This is a genomic window from Cellulomonas composti, assembly GCF_007990245.1.
Classification (GTDB): Bacteria; Actinomycetota; Actinomycetes; order Actinomycetales; family Cellulomonadaceae; genus Cellulomonas; species Cellulomonas composti.
Genome location: NZ_BJWG01000006.1, coordinates 1 through 22,959, shown reverse-complemented (window position 1 = coordinate 22,959; position 22,959 = coordinate 1). Strand labels below are relative to the sequence as shown.

The window sequence follows — 22,959 nt, the reverse complement described above, 5'->3', positions numbered from 1 at the left end:
GCCGGGTCGGGCTCAGTCGAGCTCGTCGGCGCGCGGCGGGTTCGCGCCCGCGCGCGAGACGGTGATCGCCGCGATGCGCGCGCAGCGCGTCAGCACCGACTCGATCGTCGTGGCGTCGGCGTCGCGCAGCGCCTGGCGACGGTCGGCGCCCAGCAGGCCCGCGGTCCACAGACCGTCCACCAGCCCGCCCATGAACGAGTCGCCCGCCCCGACGGTGTCGACGACCGTCACCCGCGGCGCCGCGACGAACAGCCGCGCACCCGACGCGCTGACCGCGAACGCCCCCTCGCCGCCGTGGGTCACGACGACGAGCGCCGGCCCGCGCTGGGCCCAGTCGGCCGCGACCTCGCCGGGTGGGGTGCCGGGGTGGAGCCACGCGAGATCCTCGTCGGACACCTTCACGACGTCCGCGAGCGAGACAAGAGCGGTGACGTAGGGCAGCGCGTGGGCCGGGCTGCCCATGAGGGCCGGCCGCAGGTTCGGGTCGTAGGTGATCGTCGCGGTGTCGCGTCGGCGCTCCAGCTCCGCGCGCACGCGTTGCGCGCCCGGCTCGAGCACCGTCGCGATCGAGCCCGTGTGCACGACGAGCGGCGCGACCGGCTCGTCGTCCCAGGCGCCCGCGAGGTCCCACTCCAGGTCGAAGTCGTACGTCGCGACGCCCTGGGCGTCCAGGTGGGCCGTCGCGGTCGGCGTCCGGGTCGCGCTGCGGTCGCCCCGCAGGACGCGCACGTCCGACGAGCGCAGGTGCGCCCGGATCGCGTCGCCGTCCGCGTCGTCGCCGAGCCACGTCGCCAGGGCCACGTCGCGTCCGAGCCGGCCGAGGCCGATCGCCACGTTGGCCGGGCTGCCGCCCGGGTGACGCTCGCGCGAGCCGTCGGCGCGCTCGACCGCGTCGATCAGCGCCTCGCCGATCACCAGGGCCGTCCCGCCGCCGCTCATGAACCCTCCACCTCCGTCACCGTTGCCGATGAGGTCGTCGTCTCGCCGCGGGCCGCCGCGAGCCGCTCGCGTGCCCCGTCCAGCCACTCCTGGCAGCGGGCCGCCAGCGCCTCGCCACGCTCCCACAGCGCCAGCGACTCCTCGAGCGTCTCGGCGCCCGTCTCGAGCCGGGACACGACGGCGACGAGCTCGTCGCGCGCCTGCTCGTAGTTCAGCCCGCCGACGGCGTCCGTACCCTCGTCCACCCCGTCGCCCCCCGGCGTCGCCGTACCGTCGTCGCTCGAACCGCCCTTGCGCGCACCGCTCCTGCTCGTCACGGGCACAGTCAACCAGCACCCACCCTCACGGCGGGGTCACGCGGGCGGCGATCTCGCCGCGCGCGACGCGCAGGCGCAGCGGCTCGTCGGGCGACACCTCGTCGGGCGCGCGCACGACGTGACCGTCGCCGCGCTGCACGACCGCGTACCCGCGGTCGAGCGTTGCGGCGGGAGACAGCGCACGCACCTGCGCCGCGAGGCCGCGCACCTCGGTGACGCCCTGGGCGAGCGCGTGGTGCAACGCGCGGCGTGCGCCCTCGCGCAGCGCGAGCACCCGCGTCTCGTGCTGCTCGACGAGCGACTGCGGCCGAGCGAGCACCGGGCGCGATCGCAGGTGGTCGAGCTGCGCCTGCTCGCGCGCGAGCCGCTGCCCGAGCGCGGCCCGGGCGCGCAACCGCGCCTGCGTGAGCCGGGCGCGCTCCTCCGCGACGTCGGGCACGATGCGCTTGGCGGCATCCGTGGGCGTCGAGGCGCGCAGGTCCGCGACCAGGTCGAGCAGGGGCGAGTCGAGGTGATGGCCGATCGCGCTGACCAGCGGTGTGCGGCAGGCAGCCGCGGCCCTCACGAGGGTCTCGTTGCTGAACGGCAGCAGGTCCTCGAACGACCCGCCGCCACGCGCCACGACGACCACCTCGACGCGTGGGTCGGCGTCGAGCTCCGCGATCGCGGCCGCGACCTCGGGCACCGCGCGCGGGCCCTGCACCGTGACGCGACGGATCTCGAAGTTCACCGCGGGCCAGCGGGCGCGCGCGTTCGAGACCACGTCGTGCTCCGCGTCGCCCTGCTGCGCGCACACGAGGCCGACCACGGCGGGCAGGAACGGCAGCGGTTTCTTGCGGCGCTCGTCGAACAGGCCCTCGGCCGCGAGCACGCCCTTGAGCTGCTCGATGCGCGCCAGCAGCTCGCCGAGCCCGACGAGGCGCACGTCGTCGGCCGCGAACGACAGCGCGCCGCGCTTGAGGTGGAACGACGGCCGCACGTGCACGACGAGGTGCGCACCGTCGTCGACCTTGCCGCCGAGCCGCGCGATCGCGCCCGCGCTGGTGGTCACGGACAGCGACATGTCCGCGTCCGTGTCCCGCAGGGTCAGGAAGACGGTGCTGTTCCAGCGCTTGAGGTCCAGCACCTGGCCCTCGACCCACACCGGCGGCATCTTCTGCACGTAGTCGGCGATCTTGGGTGCCAGGTGGCGCACCGGCCACGGCCGGTCCGGGCTGGTGTCGGCCGCCTTCAGCGGCAGCGGGAGCCGGCCGCTGCTCGCGGCCACTGCCTCGTCGGGAACGCCCACCCGCCCAGCCTGCCGCATGCCACCTACATCCCGCTGCGGAAGCCCGGGGTCGGGGGATCCGCAAGCTCCGCCTCACCGGGCACCGCAGCCCCGGGGACCCTCGACGCGGGGCCGAACTAGACTCACCACGTGACTCCCACGAACGCCGACGACATCGCCACGCGCCCCAAGCGCGTGCTGCTCGCCGCTCCCCGGGGCTACTGCGCCGGCGTGGACCGCGCGGTCGTCGCCGTCGAGAAGGCCCTCGAGCACTACGGCGCGCCCGTGTACGTGCGCAAGGAGATCGTGCACAACAAGTACGTCGTCGAGACGCTCGCGGCGCGCGGCGCCGTGTTCGTGCACGAGACCGACGAGGTGCCCGAGGGTGCGCGCGTCGTGTTCTCCGCGCACGGCGTCTCGCCGGCCGTGCACGCGTCCGCCGCCGCTCGCAACCTGCAGACGATCGACGCCACGTGCCCCTTGGTGACCAAGGTGCACAAGGAGGCCGTGCGGTTCGCGGCCGAGGACTACGACATCCTGCTCATCGGCCACGAGGGGCACGAGGAGGTCGAGGGCACGCAGGGCGAGGCGCCCGAGCGCATCCAGGTGGTCAACTCGCCGGCCGCGGTCGACGACGTCGTCGTGCGGGACCCCGAGCGCATCGTGTGGATCTCGCAGACCACGCTCTCGGTCGACGAGACGATGGAGACCGTGCGCCGCCTGCGCGAGCGGTTCCCCGCGCTGCAGGACCCGCCGTCGGACGACATCTGCTACGCGACGCAGAACCGCCAGGTCGCGGTGAAGAAGATCGCGGCGCAGTGCGACGTGGTCATCACGGTCGGCTCCGCGAACTCGTCGAACTCCGTGCGGCTCGTCGAGGTCGCGCTCGAGGCCGGTGCAGGCTCGTCGTACCGCATCGACAAGGCGGCCGAGATCGACCCTGCCTGGCTCGTCGGCGCGACGACGGTCGGCGTGACGTCAGGGGCCTCGGTGCCGGAGATCCTGGTCCGAGACGTGCTCGACACGCTCGCGGCCCACGGCTTCGGCGAGGTCGAGGAGGTCCGCACGGCCACCGAGGACCTGATGTTCTCGCTGCCGCGCGAGCTGCGTGCCGACCTCAAGGCGGCCGGCACGCCCGTTCCCCGTCCGCGCCGTGACGGCCGCACGTCGCTGCAGGTCACCCCCACCTGATCCGCACGCCGCGCCCGGTCGCGCCGCTGCAGGTCAGGCGCCGGCTCGGCCATCCGCGCGCTCGACCGGCTCGTTCGTGACCGCCTCGGCCGCGAACGACTCCTCGTCACGCCGGGCGCGCGAGTCGAACCCGTCGAGCGTGACGATCTGCTCCTCGACCGAGGCCACCAGCTCGGGTGCCGTCACCGCGGACAGCTGCGGGTTGACCGGTGCGGGCGTCGGCAGCGCCTCGTCGACCACCTCCAGCGCCGCGAACCGGCGTGCCGTGACCAGCACGCGCGTCTCGAGCGAGGAGACCGTGGAGTTGTAGGCGTCCGCGGCGGACCCGAGCGAGCGACCGAGCCGCGCGAGGTGACCGCCCATCGTCGCGAGCCGGCCGTGGAGCTGCTTGCCGAGGTCGAGCACCGACTGCGCGTTCGACGCGAGCGCGTCCTGCCGCCAGGCGTAGGCCACGGTGCGCAGGAGCGCGAGCAGCGTCGTCGGCGTCGCGAGGATGACGTTGCGCGCCGCCGCGTACTCGATCAGGCCGGCGTCCTGCTCGAGCGCGGCCTGCAGGAAGGACTCGGCGGGAACGAACATCACGACGAACTCGGGGGCCGGGGTGAACTGCTCCCAGTAGCGCTTCGCCGCGAGCGCGTCGACGTGCGCGCGCACGTGCCGGGTGTGCGCGGCCAGTCGCTCGGTGCGCACCGTCTCGTCGGAGGTCTGCGCGGCCTCGAGGAAGCCGAGGAACGCCACCTTGGCGTCGACCACGACCTGCTTGCCGCCCGCGAGGCGCACGACGAGGTCCGGCCGCTGCAGGCCGTCGTCGGTACGCACCTGCTCCTGTTCGACGAAGTCGACCTGCGCGAGCATGCCGGCCGCCTCGACCACGCGCCGCAGCTGGAGCTCGCCCCAGCGGCCCCGCACCTGCGAGGAACGCAGCGCGGTGACGAGCTGTGCGGTCTCGGCTCGCACGGCCTGCGTCGCGGTGCGCATCGAGTCGACCTCCGAGCGCAACGCGGCCTCGGCTGCGGCCCGCTCGCGCTGCGCGGTGGTGAGCTGCGTGCGCACCTCGTCGAGCGTGCGGCCGAGCGGCTCGACCAGCTCGCGCACGGCCTGCTCGCGCTGCGCGAGCTCGCCGACCTGCGACTGCCGGTCGGCCGCGAGTCGCTGCGACGCGAGCGCGAGGAACTGCTCCGAGCTCTGGGTGAGCGCGTCCGCCGCCAGGGCGCGGAACTGTTCGGCGATGCGCTGGTCGTCCGACTGCGCGGCCGCGACCCGCTCGGCGGACGAGGCCCGCTCCGCGTCCAGCCGCGCGCCGGCCCGAGCAGCCTCGACCTGCGCGGCACGCACCGAGGCGTCCGCGCGCCTCGTCGCGACCGCCCACGCCACCGCGAAGCCCAGCACGACGCCGAGCAGCACTCCCACGACCAGCCCCGCCAGCACCTGTCCACCCATGCCCGCACCGTCCCACGAGCCACTGACAAGGCCGCCGCCCCGCGCCCCGGACGGCGGTCCCTATGCTGTCCAGGTGCCCGACGACGTCACGCCCGCCACCCCGACGCCGGCGCTCGCGCTGCGCGGTCTGTGGCGCCGGTTCGGGCCCAAGATCGCGGTCGCGGGCATCGACCTGACGGTGCCGGCGGGCTCGTTCTACGGTCTCGTCGGGCCGAACGGCGCGGGCAAGACGACGACGATCTCGATGTCCACGGGCCTGCTGCAGCCCGACGCGGGTCAGGTGCTCGTGCACGGCCGCGACCTGTGGGCCGACCCTGTCGCCGTCAAGCGCACGCTCGGCGTGCTGCCCGACGGCGTCAAGCTGTTCGACCGGCTGACGGGCGAGCAGCTCATCACCTACGCCGGCCTGCTGCACGGGCTCGACCGGGACACCGTCGCCGGGCGCTCGCGCGAGCTGCTGACGGCGTTCGACCTCGTCGACGACGCGCGCACGCTCGTCGTCGACTACTCGGCGGGCATGACGAAGAAGGTCGCGCTCGCGTGCGCGCTCGTGCACGCGCCGAACCTGCTCGTGCTCGACGAGCCGTTCGAGGCCGTCGACCCGGTCTCGGCCGCGAACATCCGCGACATCCTCGCGTCCTACGTGCGCGGCGGGGGCACTGTCGTCGTGTCCTCGCACGTCATGGACCTGGTGCAGCGCATGTGCGACCACGTCGCGGTCGTTGCGCGCGGCCAGGTGCTCGCCGCCGGGCCGGTCGAGCAGGTGCGCGGCGACGGCAGTCTCGAGGACCGCTTCGTCGAGCTGGTCGGCGGGCGGGTCGCGGCGGAGGGCTTCGCGTGGTTGCGCACCTCGTCCGACTGAAGCTCGCGCTGCTGGGCAACGGGCTGCGCCGCAGCGCGTGGCAGGTCGTCGGGCTCGTGCTCGGACTGGTCTACGGGCTGCTCGTCCTCGGGCTCGTCGTGGCGGGCCTGGCCGCCCTCAGCACGCAGGACACCGCGCTGCGGCAGACCGTCACCGTGGTCGTCGGGTCGGTGCTCGTCCTGGGCTGGTGGTTCGTGCCGCTCGTCGCGTTCGGTGTCGACGCGACGCTCGACCCCGCGCGCTTCGTGACGTTCGCGATCCCGCGGCGCAGCCTCCTGACCGGGCTCGCGATCGCCGGGCTCGTCGGGATCCCGGGCGCGATGAGCACCGTCACGTCGCTCGCGATCGGGTTGACCTGGTGGCGCGACCCGCTGACCGTCCCGGTGGCGCTCCTCGGTGCGGCCGCCGGCCTCGCGCTCGCGGTCGTCGGCGGCCGCGCGATCTCGACCGTCGCCGCGCCGCTGGTCGCGCGCCGACGGGTGCGCGAGCTGCTCGCCGTGCTCGTCGTGCTGCTGCTCGCGTCGATCGGGCCGGCGCTCGGGTCGCTGTCCGGTGCCGCGGTCGTGTCGGTCGACGAGCACACGTTCGACCGCCCCGCGCAGGTGCTCGCCTGGACGCCGGCCGGTGCACCGTGGGCGGCAGCCGGCGACGCCGCGGCGGGTCGGTGGGGTCTCGTCGTCGTGCGCCTCGTGATCGCCGCGGCCGGGCTCGTGCTCGCGTGGTGGGTGTGGGGCCGGGCGACCGCGCACGTGCTGGTCAACCCGCCGCACCAGGAGGCGGCGGGCCCGCGCAAGGGGCTCGGTTGGTTCGGCCGGCTGCCGGCCACGCCGCTCGGGGCCGTCACCGCGCGCTGCCTGACCTACTGGGTGCGCGACCCGCGCTACGCGCTGGCGCTCGTGATGGTGCCGCTGACCCCCGTGCTGCTGTGGGTCGTCGGGCGCGGGTCCGCGCTGGTGCTGATCTCGGGTCCGATCGCCGCGTTCTTCGTCGGCTGGGGGATCTCGGCGGACCTCAGCTACGACGGGACCGCGTTCTGGACGCACGTCGCGGCACCCCTGCGCGGGGTGACCGACCGGCTCGGGCGCGTGCTCGCCTCCGCGACGATCGGCGTGCCCGTCGTCGCCGCGATCGTCGTGTCGACCGCCGCGGTCGTCGGCGCGAGCGACGACCTGCCCGCGCTGCTCGGCGCCAGCCTCGGCGTCCTGCTCACCGCGTACGGCGGCGCGAGCGTGGTCTCGGCGCTCGTCGTCATGCCCGTGCAGCAGCCGGGGGAGAACCCGTTCGCGACGAGGCAGGGGACCTCGCTCGCGGCGTTCCTCTCGCAGACCGTCGGCTGGATGGCCGTGATCGTGCTCGCGTTGCCCGAGATCGTGCTGGCATGGCTCGCGGTGCGCGGCGGCCCGGCGGCGCTCGGTGTGGCGGCCGCGCTCGTCGGGCTCGTGCTGGGCGCGATCGTGCTCGTCGTGGGCGTGCGGACGGGCGGACGTGTGCTGGACCGGCGCGCGCCGCTGCTGCTGCACCGCCTGGTCTCGTTCTCGTAGCCGGCCGCGCGCGGGCACGCCCGTAGACTTGCCCGTCGTGGCACTCACCATCGGCATCGTCGGCCTGCCCAACGTCGGCAAGTCCACCCTCTTCAACGCACTGACCCGCGCGCAGGTGCTCGCCGCGAACTACCCGTTCGCGACGATCGAGCCCAACGTCGGTGTGGTCCCGCTGCCCGACCCGCGGCTGCAGGTGCTCGCCGACCTGTTCGGCTCCGAGCGGATCCTGCCCGCGACGGTGTCCTTCGTGGACATCGCGGGCATCGTCAAGGGTGCGTCCGTCGGCGAGGGCCTCGGCAACAAGTTCCTCGCGAACATCCGCGAGGCGGACGCGATCTGCCAGGTCACGCGCACGTTCGCCGACCCCGACGTCGTGCACGTCTCGGGCGCGGTCAACCCGAAGGACGACATCGAGATCATCAGCACCGAACTGGTGCTGGCCGACCTGCAGACCCTCGAGAACGCGATCCCGCGCCTCGAGAAGGAGGTCCGCGGCAAGAAGACCCCGCCCGAGGTCCTCGACGCGGCCCAGCGCGCGCTCGCGGTCCTCGAGACCGGCCGGACCCTGTACGTCGCCGGCCTGGCCGACGACGAGCACGTCCGCGCGCTGCAGCTCATGACCGCCAAGCCGTTCATCTACGTCTTCAACACCGACGACGCGGGCCTGGCCGACACCGCGATGCAGGACGAGCTGCGCGCGCTCGTCGCGCCCGCGGACGCGATCTTCCTGGACGCCAAGTTCGAGTCCGAGCTCGTCGAGCTCGAGCCCGACGAGGCAGCGGAGATGCTCGAGGCCAACGGCCAGACCGAGGCGGGCCTCGACCAGCTCGCCCGCGCCGGCTACCACACGCTCGGCCTGCAGTCCTACCTGACGGCCGGCCCCAAGGAGGCCCGCGCCTGGACGATCCGCCGCGGCTGGACCGCCCCGCAGGCCGCGGGCGTGATCCACACGGACTTCCAGAAGGGCTTCATCAAGGCCGAGGTGATCAGCTTCGACGACCTCGTCGAGGCCGGCTCGGTGCCCGCCGCCCGCGCGGCCGGCAAGGCCCGCATCGAGGGCAAGGACTACGTCATGGCAGACGGCGACGTGGTCGAGTTCAGGTTCAACGTCTAGCGCTCATCACGCATCGCGTCATGTGCCGACCAGTGGCAGAGCTGTGTCGTGTGGACGGATGTCATCTCACCCGAGCGGAGTCGGGTTGCCTTCGCTGTCGCGCGCTTGTTCGCGTCCGAGATCATGCCCGCGTCGGCGACGATCACCACGTCCGCGAGCCGACCGATCGCTACGCCGGGCGCTCGTAGGTCCTCGGGATGTCCGGGTGCTCCCGTGGTGGGTGAAACGCCAGGTCCGGTGATGTCCCACGGGTGGGCGGTCCGGACCTAGGTCCCTCAACTCCGCGCGCGGACGAGCCGAGGAAGAGCCCACGGCGGGCCCTTCCGGCGACCGCCCACACCTCAAGGGGGAGACCGTGAGTTCGTCGTCGTGGAGGTCCGGCGCGGTGGCTGGAGCCGTCGCGGTAGTCGTCGTTCTCGGCGCACTGCCCGCGGCCGCCGCGGAGTCGCCCCAACCGCCCGTGCGGATCGTGACGGAGCCGTCGTCGCAGACGGTCACGGCCGGCGCGGACGTCTCCTTCGAGGCGCAGGCGCTGGACGTGGCGGACGCGGACGTCCCGGTGCTGAGGTGGGACGTCCAGCCGGAGGGCGGCTCGTGGGCCCCGGTGTCGCAGAGCGAGGGGGACGCGACGCTCCTCGTCGAGGACGTCACGGCCACGGTCGACGGCTCGTCGTACCGCGCGGTGTTCGACGACGGGCTCGGCGGCACGATCGCGACCACCCCGGCGGTGCTGAGCGTGCAGTACGCGCCGGTGTTCGTGACGCAGCCGGTGGGTGCGACCGTCGCACCCGGCGGGGCGTTCAAGCTGACGGTCGCCGTGCAGGCCCGTCCGGCGGCGACGGTCGTGTGGCAGGTGGCCGACGGGTCGAGCGGACCGTGGACCGTCACGGAGACGACCGGCACGACCTTCTCGGGCTCCGTGAGCACGTCGCCGAAGGTCACGCGGTGGTACCGCGCGGTCGCGACGAACATGATCGGGCAGGTCGCGTCGCAGGTGGTCGCCGTCACCAGCAGCCAGCTCGCGCCGAAGGCGGTGTCCTCGCTGCAGGTGACGAACCCGAAGCCGACCACGATCACCGCGAGCTGGAAGGCACCCGCCGACGGCGGTCCGGTCAGCACGTACTCCGTCACCCTCAAGCGCTCGTCGACCGTGGTCACGACGAAGTCGATCAAGGGGACGTCGATCACCCTGACCGCGCCGGCGGGGACGTACACGCTGGTCGTCCGGGCGGTCGGCCCCGGCGGTGAGGGCCCCGTCAGGTCCGCAGGCGTCACGGTGCGCAAGCTGACCCAGACGCTGACGTTCAGCGCGTGGAGCTTCTACCCGTTCCCGGACGGCTACCGCGACTCGGTCACCTTCAAGGCCAGCTCGACGTACGCCCAGGCGGGTGCGATCAACGTCGTCGACTCCAAGGGCGCAACTGTCCGGACGCTGAAGCTCGCCTCGGCGAAGTCGTGGTCGGTCAAGTTCGACGGCCGCACGTCGAGCGGCCGCGCGCTCACGCCGGGGACCTACAAGGTGCGCCTGTACCTGGATGGCGTCGCCGTCGCCGACAAGCAGCTCAAGGCTCTCGCGACCGATGCGAAGCCGACGTCGGCCGCCTGGTCGGTGACGACCCTGTACCCGGTTCGCGACGGGTACGTGGACACCGCGCAGCTCACGGTGTCCAGCTCGCTTCCGGCGACCGCGCAGATCACGATCACGAAGGTGGGCTCGACGAAGGCTGTCGCCTCGGCCACGCTCGCTCGCGCCCAGTCCTGGAACTACCGGTGGACCGGGCTGGTGGGCAGCACGCCCGCCCCGGCCGGCACCTACCGCGCGACGATCGTCGTGAAGGGTGGCGACGGCCCGGCGCGCACCACGACCCGCGACATCGTCGTCTCGGCCAAGAAGATCACCGCGACGGCGTCGACGTACAGGATCGACGCGGCCGACGCCGCGACGGCCGTCCTGTCGGGCAACCCGTACGACGTCGACGGCAGCGCGTGGTTCTACTCGTCGCCCTACGAGAGCGACATCGCCGCGTTCGCGGCGAAGCTCGACGCGTCGTTCCAGAACAAGTACTCGGGCCTCACGCTGTACGGCTGCCTGGACAGCCCGGTCTCGGACAACCAGGTCGCCGCGATCCTGTTCGACGAGTACGGCGACCTCGCCGAGGGCTTCGCGATGGGCGACAGCGGCTGCGCGGGCGTCAGCTTCCCGGCCGCCTACGTGCTGGACGGCTGGGTGGAGTGGATCGCCGGCAACGCGTCCGAGAACTACGACTACGGGATCATCGACTACTGGAAGATCAGCTACACCCGGTACGTGCTGAAGTAGGTCCCGCGACACCGGGCAGCGGCGGACGCGCACACGCGCACCGCCGCTGCCCGGACGTCAGGACGCCGCCTGCTCGATCAGGGTCGCGATGCGGGCCTCGTCGGCCGCAGTGAGCGTGGTCAGCGCGTAGGACGTGGGCCACATCGCGCCCTCGTCGAGCGCCGCCGCCTCCTCGAAGCCGAGCGTCGCGTAGCGCGACTTGAACTTCGAGGCCGCCTTGAAGAACACGACGACCTTGCCGTCCTTGGTGTAGGCGGGCATGCCGTACCAGGTCCGCGCGGCGAGGTGCGGCGCCTGCGCCTGGACGATCGCGTGGATGCGCCCGGCGAGCGCACGGTCGTCATCGGGCATCTCGGCGATCTTGGCGAGCACGTCGGCCTCGCCGTCCGCGCCCTTCTTCGTCGCGCGCAGCTCCTGGGCGCGCTCCTTCATCGCGGCGCGCTCGTCCTCGGTGAAGCCGCCGGTCGGGGTGGTCCTGGCCATCGTCGGCCCTCCTCTGTCTCGTCCCCTGATCGTAGGAACGCGGCGGCACCCGTGCTTCTCGATTCCTGACGGGTCCGTCGCCGGCGGTATGTCCTTGCGGGACGACGACGGGTACGCCAGGGTCGCGCCATGACCAGCCATCTCGTCGACCTGTGGCCGCCGGCCGGTGTTCGTGTGACCTGCGGCGACCTCGAACTACGCTTCCTCGACGACGGGCTGTTGGCGGCGCTCGCGGACCTCGCTGCGCAGGGCGTGCACGACCCCGACGCGATGCCTTTCGTGGTGCCGTGGACGCGGGGGACGCCCGACGAGGTGCGCCGCAGCGTGCTGCAGTACCAGTGGAAGCTGCGCGCGGAGGCGAGCTCGGCCAGGTGCGGGCTCGAGCTCGGCGTGCTGCGCGACGGCGAGCTGCTGGGCGTGCAGGGCCTGTACACCGAGCGGTTCGCCGTGACCCGGACGGCCGAGACGGGCTCGTGGCTCGGCCGGCGGTTCCAGGGGCAGGGCGTCGGCACGGCGATGCGCCTCGCGGTGCTGCACCTGATCTTCGACGGCCTCGGCGCCGAGCGCGCCACGACGACGGCGTTCGCGGACAACGCCCCGTCGAACGGCGTGACCCGCCGCCTGGGCTACCGCGACAACGGCACCGACGTCGCCGTCCGGGACGACGCGTCCGTCGTCTCGCGCCGCTACGTCCTCGACCGCGCGACGTGGAGCGCCCGGTCCGACGAGCAGCGTGCGCCGGTCACGCTCGAGGGCGTGGATCGGCTGCGGGAGTTCCTCGGCGTGAGCTGACACCCACACCCGCACCCGGACGTGCGGGTGTGGGTGGTCGGGGTGAGCATGGCGGGATGACACTCACCGGAGACCAGATCGAGAACGAGGGCCTGACGGGTTGGGCGAACCTGGGCGGCTCGCTGCGCACACGGGTGCGCACGGGGTCGTTCGTGGCGGGCCTCGCGCTCGTCGACGCGGTCGGCGCGGCCGCCGAGGAGCAGGGCCACCATCCCGATGTCGACCTGCGCTACCCGCACGTCGACATCACGCTGACCAGCCACGACGCGGGTGGCCTCACGGAGCGGGACGTGCGGCTCGCGCGCACGGTGACGGCGCTCGCGGCAGGGTCGGGCCTCGAGCTCGACCCCGGTGCCGTCTCGCGCCTGGAGCTGGCCCTCGACACGCCGGACCGGGCGGCGGTGCTGCCGTTCTGGCGGGCGTTGCTCGGGTACCAGGGCCAGCCCGGGTCCGACGACGAGGTCCGCGACCCCGCCGGCGCGCTCCCGCCGGTCTGGTTCCAGGAGTCGGGCAGCGAGGAGCCGCGGCAGCGCTGGCACCCGGACGTGTGGATCGATCCGACCCAGGTGCAGCCGCGCATCGACGCGGCGCTGGCCGCGGGCGGCACGCTGGTCGACGCCGAGCAGGCGCCGAGCTTCTGGGTGCTGGCCGACCCCGAGGGCAACCGGGCATGCCTGTGCACCTGGCAGGACCGGGGCTGAGCCGGCCCCTGCCAGGGCGTCAGCGCCTCGGTCAGGCGGTGATGGTGAACGGCGCGACGAGCTGCGACTCCGGCACGGACGACGGCCCGACCCGCAGCTCGAAGTCGCCGGCCTCGACCACGCGCCGCCCGACGGCGTCGACGATCGAGCACTCGGCCGCAGGCAGGTCGATCTCGACGACACGGGACTCGCCGGGCGCGAGCGTGACCTGCCGGTAGGCCTTGAGCTCGATGTCCGCCCAGGTCACGGACGTGACGAGGTCGCGGATGTAGGCCTGCACGGTCTCGACCGCGGGCCGTGACCCGGTGTTGCGGACGGTGACCCGGGCACGCAGCACGTCGGCCGTCTCGACGCGCGGCTCGAGGATGCGCAGGTCGTCGTACTCGACGGTGGTGTAGGACAGGCCCTCGCCGAACGCGAACGTCGGTCGCTGCGTGAGGTCCGCGTACCGCGAGCCGTGCTGGCCGCGCACCTGGTTGTAGTAGGTGGGCTGCTGACCGGCGTGCCGCGCGAACGAGATCGGCAGGCGCCCGGTCGGCTCGACGAGCCCGAGCAGCAGCTCCGTGATCGCCTGCCCGCCGCGCATGCCGGGGTTGGCCGCCCAGACGATCGCGGCGGCGCCCAGCGCCGAGTCCGGCAGCACGAGCGGCTTGGAGGCGATCACGACGACGACCAGCGGCGTCCCGGTCGCGGCGAGCGCGTCGAGCAGGGCGACCTGCCCGCCGACGAGCTCGAGCGTGGCGGTCGACTTGCCCTCGCCGACGAGCTCGATGCGGTCGCCCACGACGGCGACGACGTAGTCCGCGTCGCGTGCCGCGGCGACGGCGGCGGCGATCTGCGTCTCGTCGGGCTCGGCGGGCACGACGACCTGGGGACGCGGCTGCCCGTCGGGGAAGAACGCGCCCTCCGGGTCGGCCTCGAGCGTGAGCACCTGCGCACCCGGCTCGTGCACGACCGACCAGCCGGCGGGCACACGCGCGCGCAGCCCGTCGAGCACGGTCTCGGTCATGTGCCGCGGGTGGCCCTCGGGCAGCCAGTCGGCCTGCCCGGACGCGCCGGCCCAGTCACCGAGCTGGGTGTGGTCGTCGTGCGCGTTGGGCCCGACGACGAGCACGCGGCGCGACTGCGCGGCCTCCGGCGCCACCGCCCGCTGGGAGGGTCCGGCGGTGCAGCCACCCGCGAGCGGCAGCACGCCGTCGTTGCGCAGCAGCACGAGCGAGCGGCGGGCGACCTCGAGGTTGAGCGCGGTGTGCTCGTCGCAACCGATCACGGCGGCCTGCCGCGCGGCATCGGGGCGCCGCGGGTTCTCGAACAGGCCGAGCTCCATCTTGAGCGTGAGGATGCGCGACACGGCGGCGTCGAGCGCGGCCTCCTCGACCAGGCCCCGGCGCACGGCGTTCTGTGCACCCTCGAAGAACTCGGGCGTCGTCATCACCATGTCGTTGCCCGCCCGGATCGCGGCTGCGGCGGCATGCGTGTGGTCGGGCTGGGTGCGCTGCTCCCAGACCATCCGGCCGACGTTGTCCCAGTCGGTGACGAGCGTGCCGGTGTAGCCCCACTCGCCGCGCAGCACCTCGGTGAGCAACCAGTCGTTGACGGTCACGGGGACGCCGTCCATCGACTGGTAGCCGAGCATGAAGGTGCGGCAGCCCTCGCGCGCGACGCGCTCGAACGGCGGCAGGAACCACGAGCGCAGCTTGCGCCGTGAGATGTCGGACTCGCTGGCGTCGCGTCCGCCCTGCGTCTCGGAGTAGCCGGCGAAGTGCTTGGCGGTCGCGAGGACCGCGGTCTCGTCGTGCAGGCCCTCGCCCTGGTAGCCACGGACCATCGCGGCCGCGAGCTCGCCGATGAGCACCGGGTCCTCGCCGAACGTCTCGTCGACCCGGCCCCAGCGCAGGTCACGCGCGATGCACAGCACGGGGGAGAAGGTCCAGTGCACGCCGGTCGCGGCGACCTCGACCGCGGTCGCGCGGGCCGCGCGCTCGAGCAGGTCCGGGTCCCAGGACGCCGCCATCCCGAGCTGCGTGGGGAAGATCGTCGCGCCGACCCAGAACGAGTGCCCGTGGATGCAGTCCTCGGCCACCAGGAGCGGGATCTGCAGCCGCGTGCGCGCGGTGCTCTCGTGCGCCGCGAGGACCGCAGCAGGCTTCGCGTGCAGCAGGGAACCGGCGAACATGTCCTCGACGAGGCCCTCGACACCGTCGCGCGCGTCGAGCTGCAGCATCTGCCCGACCTTCTCCGCGAGCGTCATGCGTCCGACGAGGTCGGCGACGCGATCCGCGACCGGCAGGGCGGGATCGAGGTAGGGCAGCGCCTTGGTCGGGGCAGCGGTCACGGAGAAGTCCTCTCAGGCGAACGGCGGCGTTCGGGGACCATGGTGCCACAGACTTACTTACGAGTCAGTAAGTCCTCCAGGTAACGGACACGAATCGTTGCGACCCGTGGCGACCGGCGCTTCCCGACAAGGAGGTGGTCGCGCGGCGCCGCCTCTGGCCTGCGGATATGGCAATCCGCCAAGCTGATTTCTCAGGATCCGATACGTACCAGTCAGTATCAATCACGTAACGATCGCCGTCCGTGGCACCACCTGTCCGATTTGTCGTCTTCTGCTTGACTAGCGTTGCTCCAAACCCTGGCGGGTCCGTCTGCTTGCGCCGTCCTCAGGACGGGGCGGACGACGGTCCACCACCTTCCCAGGAGGAACATTGAAGATCAGGCGATCCATTGCCGGTGTCGCGTTCGTCGCGTCCGCCGCACTCATCCTCACCGCGTGCTCGAACGCACCGGAGGACTCCGACGAGACGACCGCTCCCACGGCCGAGCCCACGGAGGCCGCCACGGGCGGCACCCTCACGGTTGCTGAGACGAACCAGTTCTTCTCGTTCAACTCGAACACGAGCAACGGCAACGTCGACATCAACGCGAAGGTCACCCAGTACCCGACGCGTGCGTGGTTCAACTACGTCGACGGCTCCAGCTTCGCGGCCGGCAACCCGGGCGTGGCCAAGGACGAGTCCTTCGGCACGTACGAGGTCGTCTCCGAGGACCCGCTGACGGTCAAGTACACGATCAACGAGGGCGTCGTCTGGTCCGACGGCGAGCCCGTCGACGAGGACGACCTGCTCCTGTCGTGGGCGGTCGACTCGGGTCACTACAACTCGACCGACGGCTCCGTCTCGTACTTCGACTACGCGGGCGACACGGGCACGCTGGGGCTCACGGACTTCCCGGAGTTCGGCGACGACGGCCGCTCGATGACGGTCACGTACTCCTCGCCGGCGGCCGACTGGGAGTACGCCCTGGCCGCCGAGGTCCCCGCGCACGTCGTCGCCAAGGGCGCCGGCCTCGCGGACGGCCAGGCGCTGATCGACCTGTTCACCAAGCTCGCCGACACCGCGCCGACCGCCACCGCGGCGGACCCGGACCTGCAGAAGGTCGCCGACTTCTGGAACACGGGCTTCGACTCCACGATCCTGCCGTCGGACCCGTCGCTGTACCTGTCCTCGGGCCCGTACATCATCTCGGACGTCGTCGAGAACCAGTCGGTCACGCTCGTCCCGAACGAGAAGTACGCGGGCGACCTCACGGCGAAGCTCGACTCCATCGTGATGCGCACCATCCCGGACGCCACGGCGGCCGTGCAGGCGCTGCAGAACGGTGAGGTCGACGTCATCTCGCCCCAGTCCTCGGCCGACACGCTCACCGCGCTCGACGCCCTCAGCGGTGTCACGGTGCACAAGGGTGACCAGCTCGCCTACGACCACGTCGACCTGACGTTCAACAACGGCGGCCCGTTCGACCCGGCGACGTACGGTGGCGACGAGGCCAAGGCCCTCAAGGTGCGCCAGGCGTTCCTCAAGGTCATCCCGCGCCAGGCGATCCTCGACGCGATCATCATCCCGCAGAAGGCGGACGCCTCGATCCTGAACTCGCAGCTGTTCGTCCCGGCCCAGGCGGCGTACGCCGACTCGGTCGCGAACAACGGGTCGGACCAGTTCCCGGGCGAGCCGGACATCGAGGGTGCCAAGGCTCTGCTCGCCGAGGCCGGCGTGCCGAACCCGACGGTGCGCTTCCTGTACAACGTCAACAACCCGAACCGCGTGAACGCCTACACGCTGATCGCGGCGCAGGCCACCGCGGCCGGCTTCAAGGTCGACGACCAGGGTGACGCCGAGTGGGGCAGCCGCCTCTCCGACGGCTCGTACGACGCGGTCGTGTTCGGCTGGATCAACTCCGGTGTGGGTGTCTCCGGCGTGCCGCAGATCTTCGGCAGCACCGGCGGTGGCAACTACAACGGCTTCGCGAACGCCCAGGTCGACGAGCTGGCCAACACGCTGGTCAAGACGCTCGACCCCGACGAGCAGGTCAACCTGCAGAAGCAGATCGACCCGCTGCTGTTCGCGGACGCCTACGGCCTGCCGCTGTTCCAGTCGGTCGGCGTCGACGCGGTCAGCGACCGTGTCGGTGGCATCGCGGACTACAACCCGAGCCAGTCGGGTGTCTGGTGGAACGTGTGGGACTGGACCGTCAACGACGGCTGATCCCCTGAGCTCCCCGGCATGGTGACGACGGTGCCGGGACCCGAACCCTCGGGTCCCGGCACCGTCGCGTCCGGCTCCGACGCTGCCCGCTTCCGCGTCGGCGCTAGAGTCCTGTGCCTATCGAGGTCGGCGATCCCGACCTCGACCGCCCGACGCGTCGCGCGCACCACGTGCGGCGTTCCTGACCACCCCGCGTCCCTCCGGGGACGCTGCCGAGACCGCAGGCGTCGCACCCCGACGTGCGGTCTTCATGCGAGAAGCGAGAGTTCATGGCTTCCTTCGTCCTGCGACGCCTGGGCGTGTCGCTGCTGGTCCTGCTCGGTGCGTCGTTCCTCGTCTACCAGCTCGTCGCCATCTCCGGCGACCCGCTGCAGGAGTACCGCGAGTCGAACAGGCCGAACAAGGAGCAGCTGATGCAGGCGCGCATCAACCTGCTCAACCTCGACGTGCCGGCTCCGGTCCGCTACTTCATGTGGCTCGGCGGCGCGCTCAAGTGCGTGATCCCCGGCAAGTGCGACCTCGGCAAGACGCTGCAGGGCCAGGAGGTCACCGACGCGCTCTCTGCGGCGATCCCTTCCACGCTGCAGCTCGTCGCCTCCGCGACGATCCTCGCGATCGTCATCGGCATCACGATCGGCATCGTCACCGCGCTGCGGCAGTACTCCGCGCTCGACTACTCCGTCACGTTCATGACGTTCCTGTTCTTCTCGCTGCCGGTCTTCTGGGTCGCCGTCCTGCTCAAGCAGTTCGGCGCGATCCGGTTCAACGACTTCCTCGCCGATCCGACCGTGAGCGTCGGGGTAGCCCTGGGGATCGGCATCGTCGCCGGCCTCATCTGGGCGCTCCTGCTCGGCGGGACGATGCGCCGCCGACTCGTCGTGTTCGCCACAGCCACCGTCGTGACGGCCGGCATCATCTGGTACCTCGGCTGGTCGCAGTGGTTCAGCTACCCGGGCCTGGGTCCCGCCGTGATCGCGGTGACCGGCGCCGGGATCGCGATGGGCGCGACCGCGCTGCTCGCGGGGCTGCGCAACCGCAAGGCGCTGTACTCGGCATTCATCATGGTGGCGCTCGCGGTGGTGATGGAGCTCGTGCTCGTGCCGCAGCTCGACGACGCCGGGTTCTGGCTCATCGTGCTGCTCGGGCTCGCGGCGATCGGCGCGGGCCTCCTCGTCGGCTGGCTGATGGGCGGCTACGACCGCGGCCAGTCGATGAAGATCGCAGCGCTGACGTCGTTCCTCGTCGCCGGGCTCGTGCTGCTCGACCGGTTCATGCAGTCCTGGCCGGAGTACTTCAAGGCGACGCGCGGCCGCCCGATCGCGACGATCGGCTCCGAGACGCCGGGCCTCGACGGCGACCTGTGGATCACGGGCATCGACAAGTACGCGCACCTGCTGCTCCCGACGATGGCGCTCATCCTCATCTCGCTCGCGTCGTACACCCGCTACTCGCGGGCGTCGATGCTCGAGGTGATGGGCCAGGACTACGTCCGCACCGCGCGCGCGAAGGGCCTGCCCGAGCGCACGGTCGTCGTGCGGCACGCGTTCCGCAACGCGCTGATCCCGATCGCGACGATCGTCGCGTTCGACATCGGCGGCCTGCTCGGAGGTGCCGTCATCACCGAGAACGTGTTCTCGTTCAAGGGCATGGGTCAGCTGTTCATCCAGGGGCTGTCCCACCAGGACCCGAACCCCGTGATGGGCGTGTTCCTCGTGGTCGGCATCACCGCCGTGACGTTCAACCTCATCGCGGACCTGACGTACTCCGCACTCGACCCGCGCGTGAGGGTGAAGGCATGAGCGACCAGCCGAACGACACCATCCAGACGCGGCAGCGGTTGACCGACGAGCTGGACTCCCTCGAGGTCGCCGCCGACCTCAAGGGCAAGAGCCAGGCCGCGCTCGTCCGCAAGCGCTTCCTCGGCCACACCGGCGCGATCGTCTCGCTCGTCGTGCTCGGCTGCGTCGTGCTGCTCGCGGTCACGTCCGTGGGCATCGGGCCGTGGCACGGCTGGTGGAAGTACTCCTGGCTCGACACGCCCCCGCTGCAGAACGGCGGCAAGCCGACGCTGAGCCTGTTCCCGCTGTCCGCGGGTGAGCACCCGTTCGGCCAGGACACGGTCGGACGCGACTACTTCGCGATGACGATGCGCGGCACGCAGATCTCGCTGCTCATCACGCTGACCGTCGGCATCATCTCCGCGGTCGTCGGCGTCGTGTTCGGCTCGCTGTCCGGCTACTTCCGCGGCGGGGTCGAGACGGTGCTCATGCGCCTCACGGACATGGTCATCATCATCCCCGTGCTGCTCATCGGCGCGGTGATCGGGTACAACACGAACAGCGGCATCCTCGTGCTCGGGTTCCTGCTCGGCCTGACGACCTGGACCGGGATGGCGCGCCTCGTGCGCGGCGACTTCCTCAGCCTGCGCGAGCGCGAGTTCGTCGACGCGGCGCGCCTCGCGGGCGCCTCGGACCGGCGGATCATCTTCAAGCACATCCTGCCGAACGCGGTCGGCGTCATCACCGTGAACACCACGCTGCTGATGTCGTCGGCGATCCTGCTGGAGACGTCGCTGTCCTACCTCGGCATGGGCGTGAAGGCGCCGGACACCTCGCTCGGCCTGCTGATCAGCCAGAACCAGGCGGCGTTCTCGACGCGGCCGTGGCTGTTCTGGTGGCCGGGCCTGTTCATCGTCCTCATCTGCCTGTGCATCAACTTCGTCGGCGACGGCCTGCGTGACGCGTTCGACCCGCGCCAGCGCAAGATCCGCCTGCGCCGGATGTCGGAGACGCCGCACGACGACGTCGAAGGTGCCCTGCTGGCCGCGGCGGTCGTCTCTCCGGGCGCGGTCCGCAGCGGCTGGGAGGACGACGCACCCGGCGGCCCGCTGGGCGAGACCCCGAACGAGGAGCACCGGTGAGGACCGGGTCGACTCCGAGCGTCGAGCGGTGCGCTCGCGGCTCAGGTGAGCAGCAGGAGCACGATGCCGAGGGAGCCGAGCGCGACGACCGCGGCGATCGCCGCCAGCTCGAGCCCGTGCGCGACGGGCATCTCGTCCGCGACGCCGAGCTCGAGCTCGCCCGACTCGACGAGGTGCTCCCAGCGGCGGCGGGTCTCGGTCGCCACGATCGCGGACGACGAGCTGCCGATCTCGCCGATGCTCACGGACCGCATGCCGTCGAAGGCGCTGTCCCGCACGGCACGCAGGTCGACGACCGATGCGCGGCCCGCGACGTGCCGGCCCGGGCCGGGCGCCGCGAAGGCCTCGACCACCCGGTGCGGTGTCACGAACGTGCATGCGTAGCGCGTGCGGATCTCGACGAGCGCGGCCCACGGGATGTCGCTGGTCGTGAACGGGTTCACCACGTGCACGCCCGCCTCGTCGAGCGCGACCGTGGGCCGGTAGAACACCAGCCAGAGGGTGAGGCACGCCGCGAGGGCGAGCGGCAGTGCGCGGCCGAGCGCGGCGACGCCCCCGCCGTAGGCCTGCGCCGCGGTGAAGCCCGCGACCACCAGCCAGCCACCGATCGTGATCGGCACCGCGCTGCGGGGTCGGTACGTCCAGGTCTCGTCGTCCGTCGGCACGAGAACATGATCCCAGGAGCACACTCATGACCACGCCGGAGACGACGACCCGCGAGCCGGTGCTCGAGGTCACGGACCTGTCGGTCGACTTCGCGGTGGACCGCAAGTGGGTCCCTGCCGCCATCAGGCTGAACTACCAGGTCGCAGCGGGCGAGGTCCTCGCGATCGTCGGCGAGTCCGGTTCGGGCAAGTCGGTGAGCTCGATGGCGATCCTCGACCTGCTGCCGCGCAACGCGCGGATCTCCGGGTCGATCAAGCTGCGTGGCCAGGAGCTGCGCGAGCTCGGCGGAAAGACCATGCGCCGCATCCGCGGCAACGACGTGGCGATGATCTTCCAGGAGCCGATGACGGCGCTGAACCCGGCCTACACGGTCGGGTCGCAGATCATCGAGACGCTGCGCCTGCACAACGCGATCTCGCCGGCGCAGGCCAAGGAGCGGGCCCTGGAGCTGTTGTCCATGGTCGAGCTGCCGGACCCGGAGAAGGCGTTCCGGTCCTACCCGCACCAGCTCTCGGGCGGTCAGCGCCAGCGCGCGATGATCGCGCAGTCGCTCTCGTGCGACCCGGCGCTGCTGATCGCGGACGAGCCGACGACCGCGCTCGACGTCACGGTCCAGGCCGAGATCCTCGACCTCATGCGCAACCTGCGTGACCAGCTCGACTCCGCCGTCATCCTCATCACGCACGACATGGGCGTGGTGGCCGACCTCGCCGACCGGATCGCGGTCATGCGCCGCGGGCTCATCGTCGAGATGGGCACGTCCGAGCAGATCTTCTCGAACCCGCAGCACCAGTACACGCAGGAGCTGCTGGCCGCGGTGCCGCACCTCGGCGGTTCGGAGATCGACCTGACGGCCGCGCTGGCGAGCGCGACGGGTGCCGAGGACCTCGTCCTGGACGTGTCGCCCGAGGAGCTCAAGCGCCGCGAGGAGGAGAACGCCCGCCGCCTCGACGACGCCCGGCGCGTCGAACGCGCCGCGGCGCACGACGCGATCGCGCCGATCCTCGAACTGGTGGACGTCGCGATCGAGTACCCCAAGCAGGGCCGGATCCCGGCGTTCCGCGCGGTCGAGGGTGCCAACCTCGTCGTGCGGCCGGGCGAGGTCGTGGGCCTCGTCGGCGAGTCCGGCTCGGGCAAGACGACGATCGGACGGGCCGCCGTCGGGCTCCTGCCCGTCGCGGAGGGCAAGCTCACGGTCGGGGACATCGACGTGTCGTCGGCGGACCGCAAGGTCGTGGCCCGCCTGCGCCGCAAGGTCGGCATGGTGTTCCAGGACCCGTCCTCGAGCCTGAACCCGCGACTGCCGATCGGTGAGTCGATCGGTGAGCCGCTGTTCCTGGCCAAGATCGCCAAGGGCGCCGAGCTGCAGCGCCGCATCGAGGAGCTGCTGGACCAGGTCGAGCTGCCGCGCGAGTACCGCAACCGGTACCCGCACGAGCTCTCGGGCGGGCAGAAGCAGCGTGTGGGCATCGCCCGGGCGCTCGCGCTCTCGCCCGAGCTGCTGGTGGCCGACGAGCCCACCTCGGCGCTCGACGTCTCGGTGCAGGCGCACGTCCTCGAGCTGCTCCAGGAGCTCCAGGAGCGGCTGAAGTTCGCGTGCCTGTTCGTCACGCACGACCTGGCGGTCGTCGACCTGCTGGCGGACCGGATCGTCGTGATGCAGCGCGGCCGGATCGTCGAGCAGGGCACGCGCGACGCGATCCTGCGCAACCCGCAGGACCCGTACACGCAGCGCCTGATCGCCGCGGTCCCGCTGCCGAACCCGGAGAAGCAGCGCGAGCGCCGCGAGCTGCGGGCGCTGCTGGCCGAGAAGAGCTGAGCCGACGAGAGGCTGAGCAGCACGTTCCCCGCGACGGCGGGCGACC

General features: G+C 72.1%; 18 protein-coding genes. 11 read left to right on the top strand and 7 right to left on the bottom strand.

The annotated features are described in order from the left end of the window. Positions 1–12: 12 nt before the first annotated feature. The 3 genes from CCO02nite_RS07780 to xseA all read right to left on the bottom strand — a co-directional run bounded on the left by CCO02nite_RS07780 (position 13) and on the right by xseA (position 2,562). Positions 13–939 (bottom strand): carbohydrate kinase family protein, encoded by a 927-nt coding sequence (locus CCO02nite_RS07780; RefSeq protein WP_146842573.1) that lies wholly within the window; start codon positions 937–939, stop codon positions 13–15. Then, the gene (locus CCO02nite_RS07775; RefSeq protein WP_146842717.1) at positions 936–1,184 is read right to left on the bottom strand and encodes an exodeoxyribonuclease VII small subunit; all 249 of its coding nucleotides are present in this window, start codon (positions 1,182–1,184) and stop codon (positions 936–938) included. The genes CCO02nite_RS07780 and CCO02nite_RS07775 overlap by 4 nt, the downstream gene beginning before the upstream one ends. Positions 1,185–1,281: 97 nt before the next feature. Further along, positions 1,282–2,562: an exodeoxyribonuclease VII large subunit gene (gene xseA / locus CCO02nite_RS07770; RefSeq protein ID WP_146842572.1), complete on the bottom strand. Its 1,281-nt coding sequence runs from the start codon at positions 2,560–2,562 to the stop codon at positions 1,282–1,284. 111 nt (positions 2,563–2,673) lie between these two features. Here xseA and CCO02nite_RS07765 point away from each other — a divergent pair, with 111 nt between their 5' ends. After that, entirely contained in the window at positions 2,674–3,714 is a 1,041-nt protein-coding gene (locus tag CCO02nite_RS07765) for a 4-hydroxy-3-methylbut-2-enyl diphosphate reductase (RefSeq protein ID WP_246117421.1), read from the top strand. Positions 3,715–3,747: 33 nt separating this feature from the next. On the opposite strand, the gene CCO02nite_RS07760 is transcribed toward CCO02nite_RS07765, so the two are convergent. Further along, entirely contained in the window at positions 3,748–5,154 is a 1,407-nt protein-coding gene (locus CCO02nite_RS07760) for a DNA recombination protein RmuC (RefSeq protein WP_146842571.1), read from the bottom strand. Here CCO02nite_RS07760 and CCO02nite_RS07755 point away from each other — a divergent pair. The 4 genes from CCO02nite_RS07755 (at position 5,153) to CCO02nite_RS07740 (ending at position 10,991) form a co-directional block, all read left to right on the top strand. Beyond that, the gene (locus CCO02nite_RS07755) at positions 5,153–6,016 is read left to right on the top strand and encodes an ABC transporter ATP-binding protein (protein WP_146842570.1); all 864 of its coding nucleotides are present in this window, start codon (positions 5,153–5,155) and stop codon (positions 6,014–6,016) included. The two genes, CCO02nite_RS07760 and CCO02nite_RS07755, sit on opposite strands and share 2 nt — an antisense overlap. Beyond that, positions 5,992–7,557 (top strand): hypothetical protein, encoded by a 1,566-nt coding sequence (locus CCO02nite_RS07750; protein ID WP_146842569.1) that lies wholly within the window; start codon positions 5,992–5,994, stop codon positions 7,555–7,557. The genes CCO02nite_RS07755 and CCO02nite_RS07750 overlap by 25 nt, the downstream gene beginning before the upstream one ends. A 37-nt stretch (positions 7,558–7,594) precedes the next feature. Then, positions 7,595–8,671, top strand: a complete 1,077-nt coding sequence (gene ychF / locus CCO02nite_RS07745) for a redox-regulated ATPase YchF (RefSeq protein ID WP_146842568.1) — start codon at positions 7,595–7,597, stop codon at positions 8,669–8,671. A gap of 385 nt (positions 8,672–9,056) precedes the next feature. Beyond that, positions 9,057–10,991: a fibronectin type III domain-containing protein gene (locus CCO02nite_RS07740; RefSeq protein WP_146842567.1), complete on the top strand. Its 1,935-nt coding sequence runs from the start codon at positions 9,057–9,059 to the stop codon at positions 10,989–10,991. A gap of 57 nt (positions 10,992–11,048) precedes the next feature. On the opposite strand, the gene CCO02nite_RS07735 is transcribed toward CCO02nite_RS07740, so the two are convergent. Further along, positions 11,049–11,474, bottom strand: coding sequence for an iron chaperone (locus tag CCO02nite_RS07735; RefSeq protein WP_146842566.1), 426 nt, complete (start codon positions 11,472–11,474; stop codon positions 11,049–11,051). 129 nt (positions 11,475–11,603) lie between these two features. Here CCO02nite_RS07735 and CCO02nite_RS07730 point away from each other — a divergent pair, with 129 nt between their 5' ends. Both CCO02nite_RS07730 and CCO02nite_RS07725 read left to right on the top strand, forming a co-directional pair. Further along, positions 11,604–12,266 (top strand): GNAT family N-acetyltransferase, encoded by a 663-nt coding sequence (locus tag CCO02nite_RS07730; protein ID WP_146842565.1) that lies wholly within the window; start codon positions 11,604–11,606, stop codon positions 12,264–12,266. A gap of 56 nt (positions 12,267–12,322) precedes the next feature. After that, positions 12,323–12,967 (top strand): 4a-hydroxytetrahydrobiopterin dehydratase, encoded by a 645-nt coding sequence (locus CCO02nite_RS07725; RefSeq protein WP_146842564.1) that lies wholly within the window; start codon positions 12,323–12,325, stop codon positions 12,965–12,967. A 31-nt stretch (positions 12,968–12,998) separates the two neighbouring features. Here the strand turns inward: CCO02nite_RS07725 and CCO02nite_RS07720 are convergent, their stop codons facing one another. Then, positions 12,999–15,302, bottom strand: a complete 2,304-nt coding sequence (locus CCO02nite_RS07720; RefSeq protein WP_246117420.1) for an exo-beta-d-1,3/1,6-glucosidase — start codon at positions 15,300–15,302, stop codon at positions 12,999–13,001. A 370-nt stretch (positions 15,303–15,672) separates the two neighbouring features. Between CCO02nite_RS07720 and CCO02nite_RS07715 the strand changes: the two genes are divergently transcribed. The 3 genes from CCO02nite_RS07715 (at position 15,673) to CCO02nite_RS07705 (ending at position 20,428) form a co-directional block, all read left to right on the top strand. After that, positions 15,673–17,508, top strand: coding sequence for an ABC transporter family substrate-binding protein (locus CCO02nite_RS07715; protein ID WP_146842563.1), 1,836 nt, complete (start codon positions 15,673–15,675; stop codon positions 17,506–17,508). Positions 17,509–17,777: 269 nt separating this feature from the next. Beyond that, positions 17,778–19,307, top strand: coding sequence for an ABC transporter permease (locus CCO02nite_RS07710; protein WP_146842562.1), 1,530 nt, complete (start codon positions 17,778–17,780; stop codon positions 19,305–19,307). Beyond that, a complete protein-coding gene (locus CCO02nite_RS07705; protein WP_146842561.1) occupies positions 19,304–20,428 on the top strand; it encodes an ABC transporter permease in 1,125 nt (374 codons plus the stop codon). The genes CCO02nite_RS07710 and CCO02nite_RS07705 overlap by 4 nt, the downstream gene beginning before the upstream one ends. A 41-nt stretch (positions 20,429–20,469) precedes the next feature. Here the strand turns inward: CCO02nite_RS07705 and CCO02nite_RS07700 are convergent, their stop codons facing one another. After that, the gene (locus CCO02nite_RS07700) at positions 20,470–21,093 is read right to left on the bottom strand and encodes a PH domain-containing protein (RefSeq protein WP_186812619.1); all 624 of its coding nucleotides are present in this window, start codon (positions 21,091–21,093) and stop codon (positions 20,470–20,472) included. A gap of 26 nt (positions 21,094–21,119) precedes the next feature. On the opposite strand from CCO02nite_RS07700, the gene CCO02nite_RS07695 reads away from it, so the two are divergent. After that, positions 21,120–22,913: an ABC transporter ATP-binding protein gene (locus CCO02nite_RS07695; protein ID WP_146842559.1), complete on the top strand. Its 1,794-nt coding sequence runs from the start codon at positions 21,120–21,122 to the stop codon at positions 22,911–22,913. Positions 22,914–22,959: the final 46 nt, after the last annotated feature.

Coding starts and splice junctions, on each gene's coding strand:
- CCO02nite_RS07780 (WP_146842573.1), bottom strand. CDS start 939: ATGAGCGGCGGCGGGACGGCCCTGGTGATCGGCGAGGCGCTGATCGAC.
- xseA (WP_146842572.1), bottom strand. CDS start 2,562: ATGCGGCAGGCTGGGCGGGTGGGCGTTCCCGACGAGGCAGTGGCCGCG.
- CCO02nite_RS07755 (WP_146842570.1), top strand. CDS start 5,153: ATGCCCGCACCGTCCCACGAGCCACTGACAAGGCCGCCGCCCCGCGCC.
- CCO02nite_RS07760 (WP_146842571.1), bottom strand. CDS start 5,154: ATGGGTGGACAGGTGCTGGCGGGGCTGGTCGTGGGAGTGCTGCTCGGC.
- CCO02nite_RS07735 (WP_146842566.1), bottom strand. CDS start 11,474: ATGGCCAGGACCACCCCGACCGGCGGCTTCACCGAGGACGAGCGCGCC.
- CCO02nite_RS07730 (WP_146842565.1), top strand. CDS start 11,604: ATGACCAGCCATCTCGTCGACCTGTGGCCGCCGGCCGGTGTTCGTGTG.
- CCO02nite_RS07725 (WP_146842564.1), top strand. CDS start 12,323: ATGACACTCACCGGAGACCAGATCGAGAACGAGGGCCTGACGGGTTGG.
- CCO02nite_RS07710 (WP_146842562.1), top strand. CDS start 17,778: ATGGCTTCCTTCGTCCTGCGACGCCTGGGCGTGTCGCTGCTGGTCCTG.
- CCO02nite_RS07705 (WP_146842561.1), top strand. CDS start 19,304: ATGAGCGACCAGCCGAACGACACCATCCAGACGCGGCAGCGGTTGACC.
- CCO02nite_RS07695 (WP_146842559.1), top strand. CDS start 21,120: ATGACCACGCCGGAGACGACGACCCGCGAGCCGGTGCTCGAGGTCACG.